The organism is Bradyrhizobium sp. Ai1a-2, from assembly GCF_000426245.1.
In the GTDB taxonomy this organism is placed as follows: Bacteria; Pseudomonadota; Alphaproteobacteria; order Rhizobiales; family Xanthobacteraceae; genus Bradyrhizobium.
Map to the genome: position 1 here is coordinate 1 of NZ_AUEZ01000115.1, position 16203 is coordinate 16203.

Below are 16203 nucleotides of genomic sequence, written 5' to 3' on the forward strand. Positions count from 1 at the left end.
ATCAGCCGTGTCGGCAGTGGCGGCCGGCCCGCCTTGTCCTCATACACCGCACCGAACCGCTGTTCCAGGACCGACCAGTCGATCGTCCGCGAAAGCTTCACCAGTGCATGATCCATGTCGAGGATCGCGTCCAGCCGGGAGCGCAGAAGATCGGCCTGTCCGCTGTCGCGTCGTTCCTTTGGCTTCATCGTCCCCTCCGGTCAGACCGAGGGAATCACGACGCGCGATTCGGCGGTATCCTCAAATGCAGATTTGCAAGCTTTTGCGGCGTCAAACCCCGAAAGCTTGCAATCTCAAACCCCCTCACGACCGAAAAATCGACTCCACATCAATGGCTTGGGCGATTCTTCACGGACGACTGATCAGCTCCGCTACCCATTGCTGGCCACAAGAAACCGTTGTCGCACAGGCTAGAATACATATTTTCGCGCGCAGGCCGCAGAATCCAATTTATTGTTGATCTGAGCACCCTCGCAGCGATTGCACGTTCCTGATTCTCCGTTCCGGCTCGCACAGGGCGACTAAACCGTCAACCGGGCCCGAATGGATCGCTGAGCTTGATCGGAGCAGCTGCCTTCACACTGTGCGGCCATCTGTTTTTGGATGTCCTTGGGGCTGTCTTTATCCGGCGAATGGTGAGCCCCCTCGACTGCGGCCCCCCTGCAAACATTCCAGCTCAGCCCTTCCGCGTGCCACCGTGCGTGAAATTGACATTCCGAGCGATCAACTCTGGTGTCGGAGGGTCGCATCGCTCCGCCCCTTGGGCTCGCTTCGTGGAGTCGTCATTCTGGCAACGAGCCGCCAGCGACTCCTTCTCTTGCTGCATTTCCGTCCTCGCCTGCGTCCAACGTGCAAAAAAACGGCCGTTATCCAGCGCGGATGGTGGCCCGGGCAGATCCTGCGATAATTCGAGAATAACGTTATAAACGTTGGTGCTCGTTCTCGGTTTGGTTGTCTCCTGAACGTTCGGATAGGCCCTTCGTGAAATTGTTCGCATGCAGAATTTCACTGTCCTTGGCAATTCTCGGGACCGACAATGGGTCGGCTCAGAGTTGGAATACAATTTCAAAACAACCAGGAGGAAATCTAGACCGTGTCCCGACGTCCAAATTTTCTTTGTCTTCTCGTCGAACGGCGAGATTCGTATTCCACCATCGAATTGACAAGCCCAAGTCAACGAAACGAGCATTGAGGTCGCCGCGGCCTATCAGAACGGCAGCACGAAGGAGCCTATCCGTGCGGCCAAGCCGATTGTCCTTGCACAAATTTGGTGGCAGCTGCAGTCGTTCCCGTAAATCAGGGAAGCGGCCTAGGCAATCTGCAATCGGCGTCGCACATGTTTTGATTCAAACATGTCGCGCTCTGTCTCTTCGTCGTCCGCGTCATAACCGACACAAATTGCTAACTCCGCGTAGTTCCCTCTTGCTCCGGCGTTACCTGAGATAACGCTCGCGCGAGAAAGAACCTTGGCTGTTCCAATACCTCTATAAAGGTCCAGGATACTGGCGTGGTTCGCATTTGTTATGAGGATCCGCGCCCCCTTCTCGGCAGCCAGTCGAACATCATCGCGAAGTCTAATTTGATCATTCCAACTAAATATCCTCTGATTGTATTTGACGAATCCGTTGTTGTTGTGGCGAACGGTGTAAGGTGGATCAACGAATACAAAATCGCCTTGCTCCGCTTCCCGGATGTTAGTTGAAAAGTCGCCATGGAACAGCTTGCTCTTCTTGAGTTGAGCAGCGATCGAACGGAAATCATCGTCAACGAAGGTAACGGAGTTCTTTGTCCCGCGAGGAACGTTGAACACGCCCTTTAGATTCTCTCGGTAGATGCCGTTGAAGCACGTCCTATTCAAATAGATAAACTTTGCTGCTTCACGATAACGATTCGAAAATTCTCGTCCGCGCACCTCATAATAGAACTCATCAGAATGCTGACGTTCTAGCCTACGAAGCGCTTGCCAAACGGCCTTCCAGTCCTTCTTTATCGACGCATAGCATTGAATCAAGCGAACATTCGCATCCGAAAGGACCGCTCGTTGAGGCGCTAGATGAAAGAAGACTGCTCCACTGCCTAAGAACGGCTCGCGATAACACGCAAACTCTTTGGGAAACAGCCGACTGTGATTAGCCACCAGCCAGCGCTTACCTCCGGCCCACTTCAACAGAGGCTTTACACTCATGCGGTCAGACATTGCGGGCCGCGAGTTGCTCGTCCAAAAACTCTAATAGCTGGACCTGATCCTCGGTATACGATCGCCCATATGAGTGGGCTAACACTCGGCGAATCTCATTCAACTTCACCATCCAACCCAGGTATTTTTGGTTTCCTCCCTTCTCATCCTCCATGCGGATGTTGAGAGTCTCTTTGAAGAGATCCCAATTTTTCTTATGCTCAGCGATCGATTTAAGGTCAATGAAGTTTAGAAAGGTTTCAGGTGGCTTTTTGTCTTCTCCATTCTCATATTTTTTCTGCATGGCCGCCAATTTGATCTTAGTGTCAGGAATTCCAACGTCAAAGAATTCCGCTCCGTAGTTCTGCTTCAATACGAGGACAACGTGATCGTGGACACGCTCGAGCAGTGACGCAACGAGGCTATCGCCAACTTCCTTCAGCTCCATCCGACTCTCGCTGTCGAATTCAGCAAAGCCCGGCGGATCAAAATCTGGAAACTTGCTACGAACAAGTAAGCTAAGCTGATAGTAGTAGCGGGGCGGACCTCCCGAGCCAAAAGGAACTTTAAAGCGCTTTAGAAACTCAGGATCGTCTGCCGTCGAAACGAAATCGATAACTGGCTGCAGATATGGCTTAATTTGATCTATGAGGTCGACCGGGTCCAATTCATTGGACGACTGATGGGTCTTCTGCTGCATGTAACTACACAGTGCCGGCAAGAGTCTGATGTAGCCCTGAACTGCAATATTGGAGCACAGGCAGCCCGGCCGGCCTTGCTCCCATCGCTCGATATTAGCCTCTTGGATCAGAGAGAAGTAAGCGGTCAGGCCTTCGCAAATCGCGTGAAGGGTCTCCTCTGTGTCAGCGCGCGAGAACTCACCGGGAGCGATGACGTCATTCCGCGATCTCGCTCCCAGCATCTTCGAAGAGATGATTGCCTTCTTTAGCTCGGAGATTGTGAGACATATCGTATCGCTATCTGCCAGGTCTGCAGTCTTGATCCTGTCTTCGAACGGATTTCCTGTCTCGGTTGCCATTATGTCGAGAGCTCGAGACGCGATGGCGCTCATGCGCTCGTCAAAATCTTCGGAATCTAGCTTCAGTTCACCCGCAAGCTCGTCCAACAACCCACGAGCGACCTTCTGCTGCTTACTATTGATCGTGGTGAACAGCTCCGCTTCGGCGAGTGTCGACAATTTTTCGAACGCTAGAATCGGGATGCTTTGCTTAGACGGAGGCGTCTCAGACTCAGTAAAGCCGTAAAGGCGGTGCTGCCCATCTATAATCCAGGCGCTCTTGTATCTGTCGGGCAGAAATAAATTGCCGAACGAAATCTGCCGATCATCGACGGACGTTTGACGCTGAAAGCGGACGTTCTGACGAAAGTTAATCAGAATGCAGTTGGGGAAGAAGCCGCCGCCATCGAGATAGCTTCCGATTTCCTTTAGGCGTGACCGCTTTAAGACGCGTTGGTAAGAGGGGGCGCCTTCAACATCTCGAAGACCTCGATGGTTTACAAAGGCGATTGGAAGGATGCGGTCCGGAGCGGCTAGAAAATAGTATGCCCACTGTCCGCCTAGCTTTGTGCGAATGGCAGGGACGCTATAATTCGAAAGTTCAGGAATCTCTTGGCTGCTTAGAAACTCGCCTATAAATTGATACCTCGCGGCTGGGCCAACGTTCTTGGCAATTTCTTCGAAATATCGAAGCTCTCTTTCGCGGACTATTTGGATGCCCTGCTCGGCGGCGCGAGCTTTGTCGGAATTCGACCAATTCACGTTGCTCGTAACCATGAGCCAAATGATTTTAAGCTTTGATTCTGCGCCGTAGTGCTTGCGGAGCTAATTTGCGATCGATCTTTGGAGTGAACCTAGTTCGCCGATGTCTTTCTGTAGATTCCTCTGACCGCGGCGAGCGGAGGACTTGCATTCAGCGACGACGACGGTATTCCCGACTTTCGCAAACACGTCGACCTGCTTGTTGACGACGTGCCCTTCGCTAACCACATTGATCTTGAAGTTCCTCCCCTTGTTGAGTTCCTCGAAGCCTAGCTGGTAGAGGATACCCCAGAACCTATTTTCGAGGATTTCGTCGTGGGTCTTGGACTTTTCGAATAGAACCTTGCCCCCCGCTATCCTGCGTCGTTCAATCCAACCGTCTTCGACCAGTGTGCCAATGTGAGCTGGCTCGACCTTCTTTTGAAGTAAGCGCGGCTTGCGGCGCTTGTATTCGGAGATTCGTTCGCTCTTCTCAGTTACGAGCCCACCTAGGTGCTCTGACGCCGAGGATACCGCTTCCGTATGCTGGCTAATCCTGGGAGGCGTAGATGGCTTCTTGCGATGATGTCGGGCCATGCAGGGCTCTGATTCGAAACGGTGATTTTGTGCGACCTCGCGAAGTAGTTGTCAAAGGGGCTTCTGTTCGACGATAGGTGTAATCCACGCCCTTATGAGCTATTTTCCCCAACCTGCGTCGCTGGATATGGAATTTGAATTGACAATCGCTGCGATGAGCCCTCACGGTAGAGGGGAGATCGAAATGCAATCTGGGCATTGCTACAGTTTTCGCGCGCCCGCCTCCTGGCGCACCCGACACGTTCGGACGTGTGTCCGTTGTCAGAGGAGGGCTACGCGACCCTCCAATCAACTCCTCAAAGCGGTTGTGGACCTTAGGCCAATCGGCTAAATGGGGTGACAGAACGCACCCGTAGCTCAACTCAATAGAGCATCACTGGTGAGTTCGACGAGGTCGGCACCTCGCATTGTTCCTGGCCTTTCGGCAGCGAGGATGGCGGCTATTGCCGAGTTGCCCTCTGCCTCCAGCTCAACGATAGCTTGTCGAGCCCAAAGGTAAGACGCGCGAAAAATCTCCGTGTGGCGGTCGAAGTCTGTCACGTCAATCCCGAGCGGACAGGGTGGGCGCATTACCAGATCGAGCGGTCCCGCCGGCAACGTATCGTAGCGCTGATGCGCCACGAGGCTTCGCCACAGCACGTTGACGGCACTCGGCGCGGCGGGAAGCAGCTTCTTTCGAAACGGCATCAGCATTGCCGCGACCAGCTCCAGCCGCCCGGGCAACGCGTCATACGCGACCTCAAACAGCTCAGCCGCCGGCTCGCCGAAATGCACAACCAGATTGGGGCCACTCTTTAGTTGATGCATCGGTGTCAGTGGCACATTATCGACCAGGCATCCATCGACAAGCATCGCACCTTCCGGTGTGTAAAACGGCGGCAATAGTCCGGGAATTGCGCTTGAGGCACGCACGGCCCGCCACAGCGATCCCGAGCGGATCAATTCCAGATTATGGGTCGAAAGATTGGTTGCGACTGCCGCGAAGGGTCGCCAACAGTCCTCGATCTGGCAGTCGCGGCCGTATTGACTGGCGAGTGCCCGATCGAACGCCTTATGATCGAGCAAAGCGTAACGCGGCCAGGTTGGCCGTCGGAAGCTGCGACTCCTGACGAAGATATCGTGTGTTCCGCGCTCAAGATCCTCTGATTCAAGATTCTTTGCAAATCCGGCCGCCATGGCAGCGCCGACGCTGGTGCCGATAAAGATATCGAAGTTCACACCAAGCTCGCGGAAGGCCTTGTAGATCCCCACATGCGCCGATCCAAAGCTTCCGCCTCCGGCAGCGACGTAGCCAATCGCGCGACCCGACAGGAAACGGACCAGACTGTCGAAATCAACTTGATCTTCCAGAGCAACATGATGATGCATGAAGGAGGGCAGCCGAGCAAGCCAAGCCGCAGTCCCACTGACGTGACTGCTCCGTCGATCATGAACGCGAACGAGGCGTCGCGCCGACCCGGGATGAACCTCGCAGGCGAAAGCTTCGACATCCGTCAAGGCTCCCACCGGCGCGTCGCCGCGGCACCCGAACACAACCATGTCGGCCTGGCGGATAGCCTTGCGCGTCCATGAATTGGTATCGTGATCTCCGAGGTAAACTACCAGCGGCGCGGCGTGTTCAAGTCTGTTCAGCCAGTCAGCGACATCGGCCGCATCCGGAGCTCGCCCGGGAAACCTTGAATTGACGCGGGCGACATCGACGATCTCCGCATCGGTGGCGGCAAGCCGATCGCGCATTCGACGATCAAAGGCGCCAGGCAACGGCTCGCGTCCACCTTGGATTAGCGCCACCGTTCTCGCCTTTGGCGACGCGCGAAGTGGCACGAGGCGCGCAGTCTCCTTGGCGAAGCGACGCGCGAGCGCCGCAAGCAATGCCTCAACAATGGCGGGAGCGTCCTTGGCAAGCTCCTGGTAGGCTGCTCGAGTCAACGCGAGCACGCTGGTGTCGCGAATGGCAATTACATTGGCAGTGCGCGGGACATTTGCGAAGAAGCCGATTTCGCCAACCAATTCGCCGGCGCGGAGCTCGGCAAGATGTTCGAGCTCGCCATCTCGGCACACAGCCAGCGCACCGTGTAGCACCAAAAACAATGAGTCCGACGAGCCCCCTTGGGTGACGAGCATTTCTCCCCGCACCAAGTCTAGGCGAACCATTGAGCTCAAAGCCCTCAGCCGCTGTTCCGAACTGAGCGTTCTGAACAGAGCGAAGTCCTCAGACCCGTTCCCCCACGCAAATGTCGCGCTCGCTTCCTTCATTGGCGACATCCAGTTCGACTGCACGGCTCGATGTTAATGCCGGGTCGCGTCGTCCGCTAGAATATAAGGGTCAGTGCGCCAGCTCTTCGCAATGCATCCATGGAAGCACTGCAACATAAATTGTGAAGCTATCCTGCTTTTTCTGCAACATCGGTGCCCGCTCTCGAACTTCGTAGACCGGCTTTGGAGGCCCACACCTGAAAAGCCCGACCAGCGCCTGACCGAACGTAGCTTTCGTGCCCCAGGGCCCGCTGCGAGAAACTATTGTTCACTTAACGACATCGCCGCATGTGCCTCGGAAAGAAGTCAGCGCAATTTTCAAGATATGCGGATGGAATCGCCCCGCCACAATACCGGCACGTCACTTCTGGCCCACCCGACACGATTCGAACGTGTGACCGACGCCTGAGGAGGGCTACGCATCCCTCCGACCGAGCCCCCTTAGCCCCTCAAGACCGTTGCCGATAGGGGATCAATCGGCTAAATGAACCGCTAGGCACCCGTAGCTCAGCTGGATAGAGCGTTGCCCTCCGAAGGCAAAGGTCACACGTTCGAATCGTGTCGGGTGCGCCAGTTTCTCTTTGTTTGCAGCGCGATACGCGCCTCCCCAGCAAACCGGTAACCCCCTCTCATTCGACTGCGTGAGCTTCCAAGTTGCTTTGGCGACGTCGCCATACATTGGACCGCTTACCTACAATCGTAGTCGTCGCTTGCGAAACTGAAATAGCGCGGTAGCGCAGGCCCCGCACACTGGAAGCAGCGCCAGCAACGGGATGCGGCTGATGAATATTGAATTGGGCTGCGGGCGGATCAACAGGGGCACAAAATGCTTCGATCATCGTCGGCACGCGGAAGAGGCATGTGCATCTGACGGTTGGGGATGTCGACCGTGCATCCGGTTTCTATTTCAGCGCACTCGGGTTTGAGATGCAGCGACGCATGGATTCGATGCGGCATTCATTTCGGCGGACGGCTGTCGTCGCCATATCGGGCTGAACACCCGGGAGAGCAAAGGGGCCATGCACCACCGCCCGGCACCATCGGCCTGGATCACCCCGCGATCGTCTACCCGACGCTCGGGAACTTCGAGGAAGTAGCGACCTACATTGCTGTGGGCGTCGGAGAGATGCGATGAGAACGTCCGCTTTCAAACGGGCGCGAGCTGCTTGCGCCATTCTGCTGCTTGGCGCGCCTGCTGCAGCGGCCGAATTCAAGCCGGAATCCGCCGGCACGACTACCATCCCGGCGGGAATGAATCGCGTCTATGTGCTGGATCCCGCGCTTTCGCACATGGTTGATGGACGCATCTACGTGCTCGATGCGGCCGATCTCAGCCTGAAAGGAATGTTGGAAGCGGGCTTCGCCGGCATGATGCTGGCAGCCCCGGACAAGCGCCGGATCTATGTCGCAACGACGTTCTACGAGCGATTGACGCGCGGCAAGCGGACCGACGTGATCCAGGTGTTCGACGACCAGACCCTGAAAGTGATCGACGAAATCCCGATCCCGACAGGCCGAGCGCAGGCGCTCAGCTATCGCAGCCTGTTTCAGCGCTCCAGCGACGGCAATCTACTCTTCATCCAGAACGCGACGCCGGCGACGTCGGTCAGCGTCGTCGACGCCGCGGGCAAGCGCCAGCTCGAAACGCCAACCCCCGGTTGTTATGGCATCTATCCCGCACCGACCAAACCACTGCGCTTCAGCACGCTATGCGGTGACGGCACGATCGGCACCTACACGGTTTCGTCGAATATGCAGTCATCCGAGCGCAAGACCAGCGCCAAGCTGTTCGATGCCAGCGCCGACCCGCTCTTCATCCATGCCGAGCGCGATCAGGATGGTTACGTCTTCCTGAGCTTCAAGGGCAAGCTGTTGCGCGCCTCGCTCGACGGCGAAAGCGCAACGGTCACGGAGACGCTCGACATTATTCCCGCTGACGCTGCAGATTGGGCGCCGGGCGGCTATCAGCCCTTCGCGGTCGACCCCAAATCGGGAATGGCCTACATCCTGATGCACCCCGGCAACAGGGACGGCGCCCACAAGAATCCGAGTGCCGAGATCTGGGCCTACGACATCCGCGGCAAGCGACTGGTTGCGCGGTCGCCTGCGGCCAATCTGACCTCACTGACGCTTTCGGCCGTCGATCCGGCGCTTCTGTTCGGGGTCAATGCGATCGATTCGAAGATAGAGCGCTTCATGATCGACGCTGGTTCACGCCAGATATCGCGCGCAGGAGAGATCAAGCTCGGTGAGACGGCCGCATTGGTCGAGGCGCCCAGATGAATTGGCAGCTTGATCCATTGTTGCAGCTGGTCGCGACGGGCTTTGTCATCATGGTGCTGGCACGCGCCGTCGTGGAGAAACTTTCAGCCTATGGCATCTTCGTCGCCAATCTGCGCGACTACCGGCTGCTGCCGGATGCGCTTGCGCCGGTTGCGGCGCCGACCCTGCTGGCCGCGGAGCTTTCCGCCACCCTCTGCTTGCTACTGCCCGCAACCAGCGCCGTCGGGGCCGTCATCGCAGCCTCGCTATTCGCCGTCTATGCGCTGGCGATGGCCGCGGTCCTGCTCGCCGGCCGCCACGAAATCGAGTGCGGCTGCGGCGGCGAAGGGCAGATGGTGAGCGGGGCGCTGGTGGCGCGGAACGGCGTACTGGTTGCGATCAGCGCTTCCATCCTGCTGCCCGCGTCGAACCGAGCGATGAGCTGGTCCGACACGCTGGTGGGGCTGGTCGCAATCTTCCTGGTCTTCCTTCTGCTGGCGATTGCCGAAAAGACCATCGGGACATTCACGACGATTCGGCGGCTGGATTCTGGTTCGCAGTGATGAGGTTACCATGGACGGTCTTGTTGTTGCGTTTGCGCTGCTTTGGCTGCTGGTGATCGCGTTGGCGATCGCGGTGTTGGCGCTGGTGCGCCAGGTCGGCATCCTGTTCGAGCGGATCGCTCCGATGGGAGCCCTTATCACCGACTCCGGCCCCACGGTCGGCGAGAAGGTCTCGCGTTTTGATCTGAGCGCACTGGATGGTCGCGCGGTTACGGTCGGCGCGACCGGCATGCGCTCGCAACTCCTGTTCTTCGTCTCGCCGACCTGCCCGGTCTGCAAGAAGCTGCTGCCGATCCTCGCCTCGGTCACAACGGCCGAAAGCTCCTGGCTTGATGTCGTGCTCGCAGGCGACGGCGACACCGCGGCACACCAGGCCTTCGTCGCGCGGCGGCGGCTGGAGAAATTTCCCTTCGTGCTGTCGCGCGAGCTGGGCATGGCGTTCCGCGTCAGCCGCCTGCCCTATGCGGCGTTGGTCGACGGCTCCGGCGTGGTGCGGGCGAAGGGGCTGATCAACAATCGCGAGCAACTCGAAAGCCTGTTCAACGCCCGCGATCTCGGCGTCGCATCGGTACAGTCGTATCTCGATGTGGCGCGTGCGGCCCACTAGTTTCGCTTGGTCTCGGAGAAACCGGATGTCGGACGTCATCATCAACAGGCTGATGGCAGCCTTTGATCGCGCCGCCGAGTCGGCGTTCCGCCGCTCGGCCCAGGCGATCGGGCGGCGCTCCGCGCTCAGCACGATCGGAAAACTGCTGGTGGGGGGAGCAGTGCTCCCGGTACTCCCGTTCGACCGATCCGGCGGTGCGCACGCCGCCGATGCACCAAAGGCAGACGTCGCCGACGGCAATTGCGATTATTGGCGCTATTGTGCGCTGGATGGCTTCCTCTGTTCGTGCTGCGGCGGCAGCGTCTCGGCATGCCCGCCCGGCGCCGAGCCATCCAAGGTGACCTGGATCGGAACCTGTCACAATCCGAACGACGGCAAGGACTATCTGGTCTCCTACAATGACTGCTGTGGCAAGACGAGTTGCGGCCGCTGCCTGTGCAACGGCAATGTCGGTGAGCGCCCCGGCTATCGGATGGGCATTCACAACGACATCAACTGGTGCATGGCCAACAACCAGAGCATGTATCACTGCACGGTCTCGGTGCTTGTCGGCATGGCGGAGAAATGAAGGCCGCCCATTTCCTTGCCGGCGTCGCGCTTGTTCTGGCTTGTTCGGCTCCTGCGCTGGCTGCGGACGGGGCCAAGGTCTATGCCGAGACCTGCCAGGCCTGCCATCAGGCGGGCGGCGTCGGAGCGCCGGGACTCGCGCCGCCGCTCGTCTCACCGGTGATCGCCAACGCCGCCAGCCGGCAGAAGGACTACCCCGCCATGGTGGTGATCCATGGCGTGTCCGGCTTGCTGCCGCTGACAGGCGGCGACGTGATTGCGAGCGCGATGCCGCCGCAGCAGGGACTGAGCGATGATGAGATTGCGGCCGTCGTCAGCTACCTGTATGGGCTCAATCGCACGGAGACATCGATAAAGCCTGCGGACATTGCTCGGGCTCGCGCGCAGTCAACCGGCGGCGATGAACTGAAGCGAATCCGTTCCGGCCTGATGCCATGAAACGTCTCGCGACACTCCTGTTGGTAACCTCGATGCTCGTGGGCGTCCGGGTGGCGAGCGCCGGCGAAAATGTCGACTATCTCTACCGGCTGCATTGCTCCGGCTGCCACGGCGTCGATGGCGCAGGATCCAAGGTCGGCCGCATTCCACCCTTCCCTGGCATTGTCGGGCATTTCGCCGACAGCCCGGAGGGGCGGCTCTACCTCGTTCACGTGCCGGGGATTGCCGGTGCGGCGCTGCCCGATGCCGAGACGGCAGAATTATTGAACTATGTGTTGCACAGCTGGGGACGCCAAGAGGCGGCGGAACGCAGGAGAGATTTCACGGCCGAGGAGGTACGCGGTCTTCGCGAAATCCGCATGGATGACATCACGGCGCTGCGACAAAAGCTCGCCGTAGAGCTTGCCAAACGGCACATCTCAATCGGGTATTAAGGCGCAGCGGTTTGGCTGCCCTTTGGCAGCGCGAGCTAGTGCGGCTTGGACAGTAGGTGCTTTTCGCGCAATTCCACCATCAGTCTACAGGCTGCACAGCCCGGACAATCGCCCTCAAGGCCGTCACCAATAAGCGACCAATCAGGCACAGCACCCCGTAGCTCGGCCGGATCGAGCGCTGCCTCTGCCTTGAATTGCTTCGGATCCGTCCAGGCGCAATTCGCGATAGATCTTATAAACATCGCAATCATTCATGCCCCGCAGGGTTGATTTCTTTGACGCGGCGACTCCGGCGGGAATTTGCCGCCGCTGCCAGCGAAGAAGTTGTTCAAGAGAATGAGAGACGAACACCCCAAAACGTTACTGCTCTCAGATGGTGGGATGTGAACCGGATCACAGCACAATTCAGGAAGTCGATTGTAATCCAGGCTTGTTGCCAATCAGCTGGGAACGCAAACATGGACGAATGGAAACCGATCGATACCGCTCCAACAGACGGCACATGGATCAACGTACGCGGATGGGACTTCGGGATGAAAGGATCGCGCCGGCACTACACCACTGCGTTCTTCGAAGACGGTAGGTGGATCGAAGCCAGCAGCGATGCCAGTAAGCTTCGGTACCTGACGGAGTGGCAGGAGCTTTTGTAAGCACTGCCCAAACTTCACTTTCATATCAGAGCGTGCATTCAGGAACGGAAAAACGGTAGAGCGTTTGATCTTCCTCCGGCGACATCTACTTGCACGGCGTGATGTCCTCCTTCCCGGTGAGCTTGATCATGTGCACGGGCGGCGCATCATGCCCCTTCCGACATGACCGGCATTTCTGCGAAGCCTCGAGCTTCCACAGCGGCGTGCCCCGTGGCCGGCGGATAGCGTCGGCGCACGTCGGCACGACCATCAGGCCGAATTTGGAGCGCCAAGGACGGGCGGGAGTTCAAGTACTGCCGCAACACGAGCGGAGGCCCTGGGGCAAGAAAAGGGCAGCACCGTGACAACATTCCGGACCGACCAAGTTGACGACAACAGGGTGACCATCAAGCGCCGAGTGAGTTCACATTTTTGCTTTCTTTGGCGCGCCACTCTACTCCACAGTACGCTACGGTCGCCGCCGTAGCCCCCATTATATTCAAGCAATATCTGGAATCAGCGAACGACAGTTGGTTCCTCACCAAGAATGGAGCTAGCTTTTTGCACGACTCGGTAGCCTCTGCCCAGCAACGCGCATTCTGGTTGACGAATGAAATCGACCCGGGAACGCCCGTATACAATCTGTTGAGAGTGCTACGGCTCAAGGGAACGGTCCACAGGCACATCCTCGCGCGTGCATTCGATGACCTTATCGCGCGGCACGAAATCCTGCGGACGGGGCTTGTCGAGCGAAACGGCGTGGTTCTGCAGCATGTGCATGACAAGATCACGTTCGCCATCGAAGAGCAGGACTTCAGCTCACTATCGGAATCCGAGCGTCGTATGCAGGTGGACGCACTTGCGGCGCGAATGTGTCAGACTGCCTTTGATCTCGCCGTACCGCCGCACTTGCGGGTTGCGCTTGCGCGGCTGTCGGAACAAGAGCACCTGCTCGTCATCGTATTCCATCACGTCATCATCGACGGGTCGTCAATGGGGACCTTCTTCGATGAACTCGCCAGTCTCTACGAGGCGAAACGAAGCGACAAGCCGGCACTTTTGCCGGAGCTCGCGTTTCAATACAGCGATTTCGCCGAACGGCAGGAACGGCTGTACGCGCGAGCAGCATTCGAGCATGACGTCGCGTTCTGGCGGAACGCGCTTGCTGGCGCGCCACCTGTCCTTGCACTGCCGACTGTTCGCCCGCGTTCCGCCCAACGGGGCCACCGCGGCAAGCGTCTCGGGTTCGACATAGATGAACGTCTCACCGAAGCGCTGCGAGCGTTGTGCTCCCGCCACGGCGCTACTCTCTTCATGGGCCTTCTATCGGCATTCCAAATTCTGCTGCAGCGCTGGGCCGATACAGACGACGTCGTGGTCGGTACGCCAGTGTCCGGAAGTCGCGACGAAGATCTCGCGCAACTCATCGGTTGCTTTGTGAACACATTGGCGCTGCGCGGGGATCTGTCAGGCGATCCTACCTTTGCTGCAATGATGGCCCGCAATCGGTCGGTCTTGCTTGACGCGTTTGAGCACCAGCACGTTCCGTTCGAGCGGATCGTGGCCGATATGGGTGGTCCGCGGACACGGGACCATTCCCCGATCTTTCAGGTCATGTTCGTGCTTCAGAACTTTCGACATCAAGTGCCGAAGTTGGCTGGCCTCCAGATTGAGGACATGGACATCGACCCTGGTGTGGCCAAACTGGATCTCTCGCTCGAGATCATCGAGGGTGACGGACTCGCTTGCTCGTTCGAATACGACAGCGAACTCTTCGATCCGTCGATGATCGCGCGAATGGCCGATCAGTTCCGGCGTATCCTGGAGACGGTCGTCGACGAGCCCGAGCGAGCTATCAGCAGCATCAAATTGCTTGCGAAGGACGAGTGGCAACGTGCGGTGTTCGGGTGGAATTCTACGGCACGCGAATTCCTGCAACATACACCTGCAGAGGCCTTTGCCGCGATTTCGGCCAAACGGCCGGACGACGTCGCGCTCATTTCTGATCAGCGGATCAGCTTTGGCGAGCTTGCTCGGCGTGCAGGGCAGGTCGCAACGGCGCTGCGTGGCTACACCGCCGAGCCGGTCGGCATCTTCCTGCCCCGCTCGGTCGATGCCTTTGCGGCGATACTGGGCTGCCTGATCGCCGGTATACCGTGGGTTCCTCTCGATACGGCGCAACCGGATAAGCGCCTCGCGCAACTCGTCGGACTGGCCGGCTGCCGTACCGTGCTCACCCTTCGCGCCTTGTCCAACCGCTTGCCCGCCGGGCTTTCGGCGGTCGTGATGGATCGGGATGCGCCGCTTTGGACCAAGCCGGTCGAGATGATCGATACAAAAGCGGGCATCGATCTCGCCTATGTCCTCTTCACGTCCGGCTCGACCGGGGTGCCGAAAGGTGTGATGGGCGCGACCAAAGCCTTGATGAACCGCATCGACTGGATGCATGAGGCTTATCCATTCGCCCGCGGCGAGGTGGCCTGCTGTAAGACGTCGATCGGCTTCGTTGACGCCATCTGGGAAATGCTTGGACCGCTGCTGGCGGGCGTGCCGACGGTGATCATTCCGGATGAGACCGTCCTTGATCCGGAAAAATTTATCGCGCTGCTTGGACAGCATTGCGTCACCAGAATTGTGCTCGTGCCGACATTGTTGCGCGTGCTGCTCGACCACGCACCCGACCTGGGCAGGCGCCTGCCGGCTCTCAAGATGTGGTCGGTGAGTGGCGAAGTTCTCACGCCGGATCTGGTGAGACGTTTCAAGCTGGCTTGCCCTGGCCGAAAGCTCATCAACCTTTACGGATCTTCCGAAGTGGCAGCCGACGTGCTTGTCCACGAGGTTCAGGACGCAGACGCTGACGGGCCCGTGCCGATTGGCAGACCCATTGCCAATACGCAGGTCTACGTTCTCGACCGCATGGGCCAGCCTGCTCCCGTGGGCATGCCCGGCGTGATCCACGCAGGCGGCGCTTGCCTGGCACTTGGCTATTGGGGCAAACCCGATCTGACCGGCGAGCGCTTCAAGGCCAACCCGATTGCGGGTGCACCTTCACCGATATTGTTTAATACTGGTGACCGTGGAGTTTGCCAGGCGGATGGCACGATCCTCTATCTCGGCCGCAACGACAACCAGGTGAAGCTGCGGGGTGTCAGGCTGGAGCTCGACGAGATACTGGGGGCGCTCCGCAGCCACGCCACGGTGAAGGACGCCGCGGCGATGATCGTGGGCGATGCTGACCAACAGCGACTGGTCGCATTCGTTGTTGGACACCCGGAACAGAATGCTCCGGTTCCGAGCGAATTGCGTGCATCTCTTCAGGAGCGTTTGCCGTCGGCAGCAGTCCCAGCCAAACTGTTCGTGGTTGACGCGCTTCCGCTCTTGCCGAGCGGCAAGGTCGATCAGATGGCCCTCAAATCGCTTGCTGATGCGCCCACGCGCCAGGAGGCTGCGCTCAACACCATGCCGGTGAATGCCGATGTGGCAGAGATCTGGCGAACCGTACTGCGTGAGGACGAAATTAAAGCAACCGACGATTTCTTTGAGCTCGGTGGCAATTCGCTGCTTGCCATGCAAGTCATCGTGCGTGTGCGGCGCCGGTTCGGCATCGACATCCCAATCCGGGCGCTGTTCGACAACCCAACGCTGGCGGGTTTCTCGAATGCCGTAAAAGACGCGCCCCCGGCCGAAGACGAGGAATTGACGGAGATCAGGCCCCAGGCGCGCTCAAGAACGGCGTTAAATGGTCGTCCGTGAAGAATCGCCCAAGCCATTGATGTGGAGTCGATTTTTCGGTCGTGAGGGGGTTTGAGATTGCAAGCTTTCGGGGTTTGACGCCGCAAAAGCTTGCAAATCTGCATTTGAGGATACCGCCGAATCGCGCGTCGTGATTCCCTCGGTCTGACCGGAGGGGACGAT

The 16203-nt window shown here is 58.4% G+C and carries 13 protein-coding genes, 1 tRNA gene and 2 pseudogenes; 10 read left to right on the top strand and 6 right to left on the bottom strand.

Annotated features, from left to right (window positions below):
* The 5 genes and pseudogenes from K288_RS48070 to K288_RS0139340 all read right to left on the bottom strand — a co-directional run.
* Positions 1–188 (bottom strand): annotated as a pseudogene (locus tag K288_RS48070) (IS5/IS1182 family transposase); the annotation flags it as partial.
* A gap of 1121 nt (positions 189–1309) precedes the next feature.
* The gene (locus K288_RS48075; protein ID WP_064737399.1) at positions 1310–2197 is read right to left on the bottom strand and encodes a Dam family site-specific DNA-(adenine-N6)-methyltransferase; all 888 of its coding nucleotides are present in this window, start codon (positions 2195–2197) and stop codon (positions 1310–1312) included.
* Positions 2190–3956 carry a DGQHR domain-containing protein gene (locus tag K288_RS0139330; RefSeq protein WP_160169062.1) on the bottom strand — a complete coding sequence of 589 codons (1767 nt, stop codon included), beginning with the start codon at positions 3954–3956 and terminating at the stop codon, positions 2190–2192. Before K288_RS0139330 ends, K288_RS48075 begins: the two co-directional genes overlap by 8 nt.
* A gap of 63 nt (positions 3957–4019) precedes the next feature.
* Positions 4020–4532: a hypothetical protein gene (locus K288_RS0139335; RefSeq protein WP_027584379.1), complete on the bottom strand. Its 513-nt coding sequence runs from the start codon at positions 4530–4532 to the stop codon at positions 4020–4022.
* A gap of 357 nt (positions 4533–4889) precedes the next feature.
* Positions 4890–6788, bottom strand: a complete 1899-nt coding sequence (locus K288_RS0139340; protein ID WP_027584380.1) for a patatin-like phospholipase family protein — start codon at positions 6786–6788, stop codon at positions 4890–4892.
* A 496-nt stretch (positions 6789–7284) separates the two neighbouring features.
* Here K288_RS0139340 and K288_RS0139345 point away from each other — a divergent pair.
* The 10 genes and pseudogenes from K288_RS0139345 (at position 7285) to K288_RS48095 (ending at position 16041) form a co-directional block, all read left to right on the top strand.
* Positions 7285–7361: transfer RNA gene (locus K288_RS0139345), tRNA-Arg, on the top strand.
* A 261-nt stretch (positions 7362–7622) separates the two neighbouring features.
* A pseudogene (locus tag K288_RS55165) lies at positions 7623–7863 on the top strand (VOC family protein); the annotation flags it as partial.
* A gap of 56 nt (positions 7864–7919) precedes the next feature.
* Positions 7920–9071: an amine dehydrogenase large subunit gene (locus tag K288_RS48080; protein ID WP_051334992.1), complete on the top strand. Its 1152-nt coding sequence runs from the start codon at positions 7920–7922 to the stop codon at positions 9069–9071.
* Positions 9068–9613, top strand: coding sequence for a MauE/DoxX family redox-associated membrane protein (locus K288_RS48085; protein WP_051334993.1), 546 nt, complete (start codon positions 9068–9070; stop codon positions 9611–9613). The genes K288_RS48080 and K288_RS48085 overlap by 4 nt, the downstream gene beginning before the upstream one ends.
* Before the next feature lie 10 nt (positions 9614–9623).
* Entirely contained in the window at positions 9624–10220 is a 597-nt protein-coding gene (mauD, locus tag K288_RS0139360; RefSeq protein ID WP_027584381.1) for a methylamine dehydrogenase accessory protein MauD, read from the top strand.
* 25 nt (positions 10221–10245) lie between these two features.
* The gene (locus K288_RS0139365; RefSeq protein ID WP_201449798.1) at positions 10246–10788 is read left to right on the top strand and encodes a methylamine dehydrogenase light chain; all 543 of its coding nucleotides are present in this window, start codon (positions 10246–10248) and stop codon (positions 10786–10788) included.
* Positions 10785–11225 carry a cytochrome c gene (locus K288_RS0139370; protein ID WP_027584383.1) on the top strand — a complete coding sequence of 147 codons (441 nt, stop codon included), beginning with the start codon at positions 10785–10787 and terminating at the stop codon, positions 11223–11225. The genes K288_RS0139365 and K288_RS0139370 overlap by 4 nt, the downstream gene beginning before the upstream one ends.
* Positions 11222–11659 carry a cytochrome c gene (locus K288_RS48090; RefSeq protein WP_051334994.1) on the top strand — a complete coding sequence of 146 codons (438 nt, stop codon included), beginning with the start codon at positions 11222–11224 and terminating at the stop codon, positions 11657–11659. Before K288_RS0139370 ends, K288_RS48090 begins: the two co-directional genes overlap by 4 nt.
* Before the next feature lie 458 nt (positions 11660–12117).
* A complete protein-coding gene (locus K288_RS0139380; protein ID WP_027584384.1) occupies positions 12118–12309 on the top strand; it encodes a hypothetical protein in 192 nt (63 codons plus the stop codon).
* A 540-nt stretch (positions 12310–12849) separates the two neighbouring features.
* Positions 12850–16041 carry an amino acid adenylation domain-containing protein gene (locus tag K288_RS48095; RefSeq protein WP_244443422.1) on the top strand — a complete coding sequence of 1064 codons (3192 nt, stop codon included), beginning with the start codon at positions 12850–12852 and terminating at the stop codon, positions 16039–16041.
* Here K288_RS48095 and K288_RS54535 read toward each other — a convergent pair.
* Positions 16024–16203 (bottom strand): hypothetical protein (locus K288_RS54535; protein ID WP_210164444.1); only part of this gene is annotated, 180 nt, incomplete at its 5' end. The two genes, K288_RS48095 and K288_RS54535, sit on opposite strands and share 18 nt — an antisense overlap.